Raw genomic sequence first — 10,087 nt, 5'->3', positions numbered from 1 at the left:
CCCCGTTTGGTTACCTTATTTTTAGTACCTACAAAATTACCCGATTGCTTAACTGATGGATCAATACCGCTAAAAGCCACCAACTGCTTAGCGTTCATAAATCGGTCAATATCACCTATCTCGCCAAGGATAATGGGTGCCAATGCATTGCCTATACCGGGTATGCTTTTTAATAGCGCAACTTCCGGTAACTGTTCGGAAAGCACCTTAATTTGCTCATCAATCATACTAATCTGTACATCTAACGACTGAACTATATTAGCATAGCACCGTACCGTGCATGCATAGGCCTCCAGCGATATGCCGGTAACTTGGGCATCGTCGGCACAAGATAGTAAGGCGGCATATTTTTGTTGAGCGTATAGTTTACCCCTACGAGGTAAAGTTTCCAGCATATCAAGGATGGCCTTTTGATTGGCATTCTTTGTCCACTCACAAGGCAAAGGAAACTTGCTTAAGAGAGTCAGGGCGGTAAGTGATCTAGGATTGAGGACATCGGGAAATAGTGGAGCAATCTGCTCAATACTAGACTGCAATTTATTGAGAGATTCGACTCTTTGTTGTACTACCTGACCTCTTGTTCTTGTCAAAACCTTCAAATTCGCAAGCTGTTCCTTTGGCATAGTTGTGGGATGAAAAGTGTGAATGAACAACAATCTTGCCAACTCAAGAGCATCAACCTGATCTGTCTTAACTTTCCTTACAACAGAATTTTTGATAGAATGAGAAATAAGGGGATTGATGTGGTAGACTTCAAACCCCTGTTTCAAGAAAAAGTGGACGATGCGTTGAGAGTAGTGACCCGTGGATTCTAAGGCGATGACCGGTTTACTACTAAATGCTTCTTCCACTTTTCTTATTTGCCCTAAAACGAATAATAGTCCTTGCTTAGTATTTAGGGCTTTAAATGGTTTTAGAAATGTTGTACAGGTTGGCGAAACTGCTGCGTAATAACAAAAATTTTTGGCTACATCAATACCAATAACTGGACGATTAGTTATCATAACGGGCCTCCAAGAAATATATTGAAGGATTATCCATTCCAATATCAAAGATTACAACCTTGCACGTGAAGCGGGAATAAGCTCCCAACCAGCTAAAACGTAAATTCTTTGGAAATGGATGAATCGTCTAATGTCATGGGTATAGAAAAATTCTTCCCTGGGACAGGGACATTCATATCCTTCTTCCTAATTATACATAAAACTGATTGTTCGGAGTTTTTCTGCCCCAGAATGGATAACCCTTCTGTACTACATCTTACAGGGGACAGGTTCATTGTCCCACTTGCCAGTGTCTATAATCTATCTATTACACTTCTTGATATCCCTGTAACCCTTGCTAATTGCCTTATTGTGATACCTTCTCGTTTTTTCATCCTGCGTATTACTTCATCGCGCTTTTCTTTATTTAGCTGTTGCAATTGACTAATGCTTTTTATTCCCATTTCGTTTAAATAATTAACTACAATTTTATCTGATAGTACTAGTTTTTCTATATAGTCTAAACATTTGTCCGTATTATTCTCATGGTTATAATCCTTGAATAATTCTACGGCTTTTTTGCTCTATCATCTGAAAAAATATCTAACGCAAAATCTATATCGGTAATTCCAGGATTCTCGGTATAGTCATGATAACTACTCCATAGATACTTACTTACATTTTTTGTGTAATTCCTGCTTTTAACGGGTTTTGATGGATATAACGCAAAACTACAAGAAAATACCCTTCTGTTTCTACTACTTCACTTTTATATCTTTCTTGAAATAAATGCCCACATCTCTCATATTTCTTATTGTACCAATACACATAACGGCTGCTGATTCTCTTTATTATCTACGAGTATATACAATATCAATCATTATAATCACCCTTTATTAAATATTATGGTATCTATAACTACTTTAAATTATATCTCTTCTGTTATATCTCTCCCGGATCAAATAAAAAACCACTGAATCAGTGGTTTTACCAGAATTACCATTTATTTTTTTGAAGTTGGAATACCAATTGTATTTTCAACCGCGTCAGCTAATTTATGCATAGTATTTGTGCAAACCACTATATAATCACACACTTCGTGGACCAGTTCTCTTTCTGAATGGAATTTTCATCAGCAGCGAAATAATTATTCACATAAACACCGTAAGTCGCGCGATTACGATAGTGCATTTTCCTAATTCTTGTCCGGTTCATCGTGTTTTAGCAGCTTAGATGCCGCCATTGTGCAGTATACTATCATAAACACATTTCATTGTTTCATTGCAGCCACTCATTTGTAAAACAACATTCTTCCCTTTGAGTCTATCTTTGATTTTATGGGCCGCAATGATAGTTGACGCGCCAGCACCTTCGGCCAAATTATGCGTATGGGTAAGAGCCATATAAATACCATGAGCAATTTCTTCTTCAGACAACAAAATAAAATCAGTCAACTGGTTTTTATACAAATTAAAAGGAATTTCATAGGCTGTCCCAGTTGCAAACCCACCGGCAAAGGTTTTGTTAGTTGATTGCTTAATTTTTCCCGTTTTCCATGACAAATAAGCGCTTTTTGAGGCTTCCGCCTGTACTGCATAAATCTCAATTCTGGGATTAACTGTTTTCAGAACAGTTACAGCAGCCGCCAGTTCACTTCCTCCTCCAATAGGCAGGATAATGGCATCTATATCAGGCAGTTCTCGCAGAATTTCGTTGTATTCCGTACCTACTCCATTAATTAGGTGGGGTTCATTGGCTGCATGAATATAGTAAAGGCCACGTTCTTTTTGAATCTGCACCCCGGCCTGGGCGGCCTGTTCAAAATCATCGCCGACTTCTTCCAAAAATGCACCTGTTTCTCTAATTCGCTGATTCTTTTCCGGATTATTCCCTTTCGGAACAACTATGGTAGCATCAATCTCAGATAGTTTTGCGGCTGTGGCAATCGAAATTCCGTGATTTCCTGTCGAAAATGTGATGACACCTTTTATATTTTGTTGTTTTAAGTGATGCATGATATTTAAGCCACCACGAATTTTAAAACTACCTCCTGGCAAATGATTTTCATGCTTAATGTAAATATTTCCTCCTATTAGATTAGAAAGACTGTTATAGTAAATAAGTGGCGTGGCCTTTATATATTGGTACACCACCTTTTCAGCTCGCAATACTTCTATAAGCGATATGGGGTACTCTTTTGTTAGGACATTCATTTTAAAATCTCCTCCCGATTATCAATTTTATTGTATGCATTATTTACATACAATAAAATAAGCATATCATTGCATTTGTATGGTTTCAATAGTACAATTGTATGCAATACAATTTAGGGAGGGAATTAATCAATGCCAATAAACTCATTCGAAAATTATCCCATGTCATGGAAACCGAATAAAGAACAACTGGCAAGTCCTTTATATATATCAATTGCAAACCTTCTAGAATACGATATTATAAACGGTAATTTAGCCCCTAATACAAAGTTACCTCCACAGAGAGAATTGGCTGATTTTTTAGATGTGAACCTCAGCACTATTACAAGAGCCTTTAAAATTTGCGAATTAAAAGGACTAATTTATGCCTCTACCGGCAGAGGAACTTTTGTATCTCTAAATGTTAATATACCGAATGTTCTGACATCTAATAAGGCAGTTGATTATATAGAAATGGGAATCATCAAGCCATTTTATCAATTGAATTCAACGATTTTAAATACTGTAAAATCTGTTGTAAACAAACCTTATTCTGAAACACTTTTGGAATACAGCGATCCTTTAGGGACTTCTTTCCAAAAATATGCTGCACAGAAATGGCTTAATCGATTTCATCTCAATGTGCCTATAGATAATATTGCTATAACTTCCGGAGCACAAAACGCCTTAACAGTCATTTTGATCTCCTTGTTTCAGCCAGGAGATAAGATTGCCACAGATATATACACACATCCTAATTTCAAAAACCTGGCAAACTTATTAAATATTCAACTTGTCCCTGTAAAGGGAGACGAATCCGGAATGTTGCCCGATGCATTGGATGCCTTATGTAAATCAACTACCATAAAGGGAATTTATCTGATGCCATCTTACAGTAATCCTACCAATATTACGCTAAGTATGGAACGAAGAAGGGAACTTGCCGATATCATACTAAAGCATAACCAAACTTTAATTGAAGATGATGTATATGCTTTTTTACTTCCTCAGGAATTTATGCCAATCACAGCACTTATTCCGGAACAGTCCATATATATCGCCGGAACTTCTAAATCTCTTTGTGCCGGTTTAAGAGTTGCTTTTATTACTTTTCCTTCTTTTTACCACTCCCGCATAATAAGCGGTATATATAATATCAATTTAAAAACCCCTTCTTTAAATACTGAAATCATAGCGGAGTTAATTCACAGTGGCATCGCCGACAAAATCATTGAAAATAAAATTGAATTAGCAAAGGATCGCAATTGCGTATTTCATGAATGTTTTTCTTTAAAAGAGCCCGTTCATAAACTCAGCTTTTTTCAATGGCTGCCCTTACCCAGAGGCCTTGATGGCAATCACTTTGAAGAACTGACAAAAAAGCTGGGAGTTCACGTATTCTGCTCCAACAGATTTGCAGTCGGTAACACGGAGCATGCAGATTTTGTGCGCCTAGCCATATCTTCACCTTCAGATAATGTAGAATTAAGAAAAGGATTGGATATTATAAAATCCCTGATCCAGGAAAAAAGTATCATCAATACCAAAACTGAATTTATCGTATAAATATGAGAGGAAATATTTAAATAGAAATAGCTTTAAAGAAGTGCCATTTATTGGCCAATGATGACATTGCTTATGAAGAAGCTTAGACTCTATTCGATAACGGTTCTTTCCCGTTAAAGGTATCTTCCTATTGTCAATTGCCAATATATCTTCCCGGAGAACCCTTGAATTTACTTTCCGCATGCGCGGGGAAAGTAAATTTTATACTTTAACTTAATGAAATTGCCTTTTCGGGGGCTTTTTCTTTTTGTTAGGCGAAGGCTTGGGCGGATTTTCGCTCTTTTGAATAAAAAGCCTAGCCAGAAGAGTATACTAAGGATACTTTTCCTACAGGAGGGCTTATGAGTAACCAAACTTTTCTTTGGGCGTCGTTTATTATCCCTTGGCTTACCCTCTTTTTCATGAAACGAGAAGACATAAAACGGTTCATGCCGGTAGCTTTACTTACAGCCTTATTATCCTTGCTCATCGGAGAAATTGCAGGAACACTTCGCTTTTGGGAAGCTGGCGAAACTGTATTTCCGTTTAAGGCAACTCATCCTACTGTCGTTGGTGCTTTGCCTGTAGTAACTATGTGGATTTTTAAGTTTACATATGGACGATTCTGGTTATATCTTGTTACGAATGCAATTCTAGACTTAGGATTCGCCTATGTGTTTTTCCCTTGGCTAGTCTTGAGAGGCATGATGACCTTTCTAAGTAATAGTTTAATTGTTTACTTACTAAACTGGGTAACTCAGATAGTAATTTACGGCTACCAAATATGGCAAGAAGGATTTTTTCTAGGAGCAGAGAAGACAAGTCGCTCCCATAACCTTCAGCCAGCGATGGCGAAACTTTTGGATGAATACTGTGATGAAGATTGCGAGGATAAAAAGTAGTGCAGTTTTTTCTAAATATATAGCAAAATACTAATAACTTTCTCTTCACTTTCTAAATGATCGTAATCCCTGTTATGTCCATAATAAATACCGTGTTGTTGGTTCTTTATAAGTAATTCACCCAACTTCTCTTTTCCATGCATTCGTATAAATCTAACAAATGCCTTTATCCTAAGGGTACGAGGGGACGGTTCTGATTGTATCTTAGGCTTTAGCAACAACATTAAAATTGAAACCAGTTATTCTTGTAATTTGTCTAACGGATAATCCTTCAATGGCTTCAAGCTTCCTTAACAAATCATCTCTTTTTTCTTTTTCAATAGATTGAGTAATTGCTAAGGTATCAATAGCATTCTTTATTTTTTCTTTTGCTTCTTCGTCAGTTGACCTATTCGTGCCTTTCAAGTCAAAACTTTTTTCACTACCTCTACTCATATATTCTATAAACAGTTCCCGTGCCTTTTCATTATTATGGGAGAATATCTCTAAGATAAGGCTTGTATCGACTATATTGTATCATGTTTTGCAGGAAAACAGCAGAACCGTCCCCTTGTATCCTCCGGCTTTGCGGCCTCATAAAATCACTCTATAACATGACACGAAACGATCAAATTCGATACAGTTTTACTGAACACCTATTTCTCACTGTCGCCACCATTTTGAAAAGACTCTTGGACAAACTGTTTTCCCCAGTTATTCATGGAATCCATAACACTTAGGAAATTAATTCCTCTTCGAGTTAAGGTATACTCAACCTTGGGAGGGATTACATTATATACTTCCCGATTCACAAGCCCATCAGTTTCAAGTTCTCTTAGCTGATGGGTTAAATAACTTTGTTTTATTTGCGGCATACTTTTTTGCAATTCTGAAAATCTTTTTTTACCGTCTCTAAGAAGCCATATAATGACAAGTTTCCATTTTCCTCGGACTATCTTCTGAGTTATACATACATAGCATATTTGCTTTTTCATTTCCATCGGCTGTGGGCATGTTAAGCATTCTTCAATTACAGTTTCTTTTCTCATTAGTCTCAAATCTCTCCTAAGTACTTATTATAGAACTATGTTCATAAAAAATGTGTACTTGATAATTATAACGTATATGATATGATTGTACTAGCTTCTAGAAGAAAATTCCGATCGGTAATGTTTTTTACTAAACTATACATCTATTAGGAGGAGGTAATAATGAGAATATTAGGCATATCTGGAAGCCCTGTACCTAATAGCAATACTGACCGTTTAGTAACGCAGGTGCTAAAATCAAGTAATTTGGATTTTGAATTTGTAAAACTTAGCGATATTAACGTACGACCATGCCGAGCCTGTAAAGCATGTGTAGAAGATAACATCTGTAAAGTTAACGATGACTTTCCTGCTTTAGCTCAAAAAATGCGTGAAGCACAAGCCGTAGTAATTGGCGGATATACGCCCTATAGAATCTTAGACGGCTATACAAAAGCTTTTTTAGAAAGACTCTGGTCAATGAGACATCTACATAGCCTAAATGAGAATAAATACGTTGTTACAATTATTTCAGGATGTCATGAGCAGATAAGACAAACGGCCCTCGACGCGATAGCAATGGAATTATTCATGGAAAAAATGCATCATGTAGCAGAATTAAGTGTTGAAGGAAGTGTACCTTGTCTTACATGCGGCGTTGGGGATGATTGCAAAAATAGTGGATTACCCTTCTTGTCTCAAAAGCTTGGAAAAAAAATAAAAGCTTCCACTGATTATTGTGTACCCGTTGAGAGTCAACTTGTATGGGAAAAGGGTACACAAATAGGACAACTCTTAGGTCAATTTATCAACGGGGAGATCGAGTCACTCCCCTGCGTTAAGCGCGAAATGTAGTATAAATTATTGGTCAGGAGCTGATTGCCATGAAAGTTATTGGTTTAGTAGGAAGTCCGCGAAAAAATGGTAATATAGATGTATTGCTGCAAAAGGCCATGGAAGGAGCTGAAGCGCAGGGCAGCACTACCGCTATATATTATTTAAACGAGGATAATATCTGCGGATGTCAGGCATGCGGCGGCTGTAAAACAATTGGAAGATGTGTTGTTGAGGACGGCTTATCGGAAATCTTTTCAGCCATTGACGCAGCTGATAGCGTTATTATTGGTTCTCCGATTTACTTTGGGCGCTTTACAGCTCAGACAGCTCTCTTTATGGATCGCTTATTTGGATATCTGAAGCCTGATTTTAGCAGCAGCCTCGGTAAAGGCAAGAAGTATTCTCTGATTTTCACCCAAAACCAGTCAGATAGTGGTACATATACAAATACTATAAATGCTGCTGCGCAACAATTGGAATTTATCGGATTCGAAAGTGGCCCTAAGCCGTTAGTGGGAACTGGACTGCCTAATGCCGGTATGGTGCGTGACAACAAACAACTTCTACAAGATGCCTATAATATCGGAAAAGAGTTGGCACACCAATAAGGCAAATATCTCGCACCAAACTATTTGATCTTATTGTCAGTTGATACTGCACAACAAAATAGCGTGAACCCTCGACATACGCGAAGGTTCACGCTATTTTTGTTTCATTGACAGACCTTGAGTAGGCTTCTCTGATCAATTCAACTATCTTCCAGTTCCATCATTCGGATTTTCACAGTTAGCACAAATTATCCCCTTCGTCTTCGCTGGATTGCGTAGGTTTCATTGCAGGGTCTGGAAACATACCCGATGACGAAAATTTTCTTGCAGCCGTTTCGTCTCGGCGTTCCAAATGAATCAATAGCAAAGTAACCGCGCGAGCTAGTGAGGCTATAGCAAACAGCAACGGCATATGATAAATACTTTTCCAATTATCTAGCTTAACGATATTAAAATGAACAAATATTGGTACTAAGCCCAGTGAATATACGCTTACTGCTACCAAGTTCCATAAAGAAAACTGCTGCCAGGTGCGAGTATATTGAAAAATCAGCATGTAGTATATCGGAAGTATGGTTAAATAGGGTACAAATAGACAAGGTATTATGGGGGAAATCGGAGTCCAACAAACCCAGAGAACAAAATTAACCCCTACAGTCTCATATACCACAGCACCTACTGTTAACAAGATACAAGGGCAAGATACATGGGCGATACACGGGGACGGTTCTAATTGTATCCTAAGCTTTAGCAACAACATTAAAATTGAGAGGGGCAGTTGCATTAGACTAATTAGAAAGTTACGCTTCCTCAATTCTTGTTAGCCATTCATTAACCAAACAATTAAATAAACCTTCTTGTTCGATCTTGATTATTGATTTAAGCTCAAACCAAACAGGCCAATATTAAGCCTAGTTATGAAGCAAAAAAGCTACCCTCTATTCAAAGGTAGCTTACAGTTAAATTCTATTTTCAAGGAACAATCTTCTCAGTCTTCTCAACTAATTCACAGTGTTCTGGGCAACTGGTGTCTTCACTGTCGCAACGTGATTCTTCGCAAACCAGAACTTCATCAGTTTTTCGTTTGTCATCTTCTTTGTACATTGGACCCACCCCTTCCACTACCTACAAAGGCAGTTTATTCGCTACACTCACACTCTTCTTCACATTCGCAGCAATTATAGAATTCACAACAAACTTCGCAGCAATTACAAAATTCTTTATATAATATTTTCATAATTCTCAACCCCTAAAACATTTTATTGTTTTTACTAATTAATATTTGTTATTATTTAGTAATTTAAATATACACCTATTACCAATAAAGGTCAATACTTTTTTTAAAAAATTAACCTATTTTAAAATTATCTGTACAATATTTCCAATGTCACACTATTATCTAAACGATCATAAATAATCTTTTCAATCAACAATTTATTGGGGGATACAAGGGAACGTCAGGCTGTGTGAAAACTATTTTGGTGGTTTTATCTCCCCTACTTTAGTACATAAATGGTCATTATTTTTAATTATGCACGTCAAAAATAAGTTGAGAATCCATCAGCATCCTCCACTTTGTAGAATTTGTTTAGAGGTTTTGGAGTTTTCACACAGTCTGCCGTCCAATGTCATAAAGCTTAATTTACACAATTTTACAGAGAGCGTTTTTTGTTAACCGGATATTTGTTTTTCCTCGAAGGCTCTCTTCGAGGAAAACTTCTGTTCGGCCGTATTGGGACAAGATTTTTTGTTATATTCTTCATTGCTTTATCAAATAAGCTCATCCGTTTTTCAAGGTCATCTTCATAGAAACACTCTATTAGTGTTTGGGTCATCTTTGATATTAAAATATTTATATTCACTTTATATTCGTATTTTAAGCCTTCTTTATTTGATTCTGCATTTTCATTAGCTTCCGCTTTTGCGATTGCCATAAGGTTTGATAAATATATCGTTGCATAAAAATCCTGTAGTATAGCTATCGGGTTAACTCCCGAAAAATTTTCAAGCTCATATCTACTTTTCAGCTGGCTGTATTTGACTTCAATTCCCCAACGTTTAAAATATAGCTCT

Annotated in this window: 10 protein-coding genes and 1 pseudogene; 4 read left to right on the top strand and 7 right to left on the bottom strand. The window is 37.0% G+C overall.

What is annotated here, in order from left to right:
- Together B9A22_RS24520 and B9A22_RS24510 are read right to left on the bottom strand one after the other, a co-directional pair.
- The coding region (locus B9A22_RS24520) for an IS110 family RNA-guided transposase (protein ID WP_084578554.1) at window positions 1-1,004 on the bottom strand (1,004 nt) is incomplete at its 3' end.
- Window positions 1,005-2,212: 1,208 nt separating this feature from the next.
- Window positions 2,213-3,196 carry a threonine ammonia-lyase gene (locus B9A22_RS24510; RefSeq protein ID WP_084578553.1) on the bottom strand — a complete coding sequence of 328 codons (984 nt, stop codon included), beginning with the start codon at window positions 3,194-3,196 and terminating at the stop codon, window positions 2,213-2,215.
- 132 nt (window positions 3,197-3,328) lie between these two features.
- Between B9A22_RS24510 and B9A22_RS24505 the strand changes: the two genes are divergently transcribed.
- Together B9A22_RS24505 and B9A22_RS24500 are read left to right on the top strand one after the other, a co-directional pair.
- Window positions 3,329-4,741 (top strand): aminotransferase-like domain-containing protein, encoded by a 1,413-nt coding sequence (locus tag B9A22_RS24505; RefSeq protein WP_084578552.1) that lies wholly within the window; start codon window positions 3,329-3,331, stop codon window positions 4,739-4,741.
- A gap of 341 nt (window positions 4,742-5,082) precedes the next feature.
- A complete protein-coding gene (locus B9A22_RS24500; protein WP_084578551.1) occupies window positions 5,083-5,622 on the top strand; it encodes a hypothetical protein in 540 nt (179 codons plus the stop codon).
- A gap of 204 nt (window positions 5,623-5,826) precedes the next feature.
- On the opposite strand, the gene B9A22_RS24495 is transcribed toward B9A22_RS24500, so the two are convergent.
- Window positions 5,827-6,057 carry a hypothetical protein gene (locus B9A22_RS24495; RefSeq protein ID WP_084578550.1) on the bottom strand — a complete coding sequence of 77 codons (231 nt, stop codon included), beginning with the start codon at window positions 6,055-6,057 and terminating at the stop codon, window positions 5,827-5,829.
- Between the two features lie 200 nt (window positions 6,058-6,257).
- Window positions 6,258-6,650: a winged helix-turn-helix transcriptional regulator gene (locus tag B9A22_RS24490; RefSeq protein ID WP_245824136.1), complete on the bottom strand. Its 393-nt coding sequence runs from the start codon at window positions 6,648-6,650 to the stop codon at window positions 6,258-6,260.
- Window positions 6,651-6,812: 162 nt separating this feature from the next.
- On the opposite strand from B9A22_RS24490, the gene B9A22_RS24485 reads away from it, so the two are divergent.
- A complete protein-coding gene (locus B9A22_RS24485; protein ID WP_084578549.1) occupies window positions 6,813-7,484 on the top strand; it encodes a flavodoxin family protein in 672 nt (223 codons plus the stop codon).
- Between the two features lie 29 nt (window positions 7,485-7,513).
- A complete protein-coding gene (locus B9A22_RS24480) occupies window positions 7,514-8,074 on the top strand; it encodes a flavodoxin family protein (RefSeq protein WP_084578548.1) in 561 nt (186 codons plus the stop codon).
- A gap of 178 nt (window positions 8,075-8,252) precedes the next feature.
- Here the strand turns inward: B9A22_RS24480 and B9A22_RS25130 are convergent, their stop codons facing one another.
- From B9A22_RS25130 to B9A22_RS25745, 3 genes and pseudogenes are all read right to left on the bottom strand, one after another.
- A complete protein-coding gene (locus B9A22_RS25130; RefSeq protein WP_139796389.1) occupies window positions 8,253-8,570 on the bottom strand; it encodes a hypothetical protein in 318 nt (105 codons plus the stop codon).
- A gap of 416 nt (window positions 8,571-8,986) precedes the next feature.
- Window positions 8,987-9,118, bottom strand: coding sequence for a hypothetical protein (locus tag B9A22_RS26470; protein WP_281252443.1), 132 nt, complete (start codon window positions 9,116-9,118; stop codon window positions 8,987-8,989).
- A gap of 548 nt (window positions 9,119-9,666) precedes the next feature.
- Window positions 9,667-10,087: pseudogene (locus tag B9A22_RS25745) on the bottom strand (hypothetical protein); the annotation flags it as partial.

This window comes from Sporomusa malonica (assembly GCF_900176355.1).
Taxonomy (GTDB): Bacteria; Bacillota; Negativicutes; order Sporomusales; family Sporomusaceae; genus Sporomusa; species Sporomusa malonica.
The sequence above is the reverse complement of the archived record's forward strand: the minus strand, read 5'-3'. Positions and strand labels throughout refer to the sequence as shown.

Coding starts and splice junctions, on each gene's coding strand:
- B9A22_RS25130 (WP_139796389.1), bottom strand. CDS start 8,570: ATGCTGATTTTTCAATATACTCGCACCTGGCAGCAGTTTTCTTTATGG.
- B9A22_RS24485 (WP_084578549.1), top strand. CDS start 6,813: ATGAGAATATTAGGCATATCTGGAAGCCCTGTACCTAATAGCAATACT.
- B9A22_RS26470 (WP_281252443.1), bottom strand. CDS start 9,118: ATGTACAAAGAAGATGACAAACGAAAAACTGATGAAGTTCTGGTTTGC.
- B9A22_RS24490 (WP_245824136.1), bottom strand. CDS start 6,650: ATGAGAAAAGAAACTGTAATTGAAGAATGCTTAACATGCCCACAGCCG.
- B9A22_RS24505 (WP_084578552.1), top strand. CDS start 3,329: ATGCCAATAAACTCATTCGAAAATTATCCCATGTCATGGAAACCGAAT.
- B9A22_RS24495 (WP_084578550.1), bottom strand. CDS start 6,057: ATGAGTAGAGGTAGTGAAAAAAGTTTTGACTTGAAAGGCACGAATAGG.
- B9A22_RS24500 (WP_084578551.1), top strand. CDS start 5,083: ATGAGTAACCAAACTTTTCTTTGGGCGTCGTTTATTATCCCTTGGCTT.
- B9A22_RS24480 (WP_084578548.1), top strand. CDS start 7,514: ATGAAAGTTATTGGTTTAGTAGGAAGTCCGCGAAAAAATGGTAATATA.
- B9A22_RS24510 (WP_084578553.1), bottom strand. CDS start 3,196: ATGAATGTCCTAACAAAAGAGTACCCCATATCGCTTATAGAAGTATTG.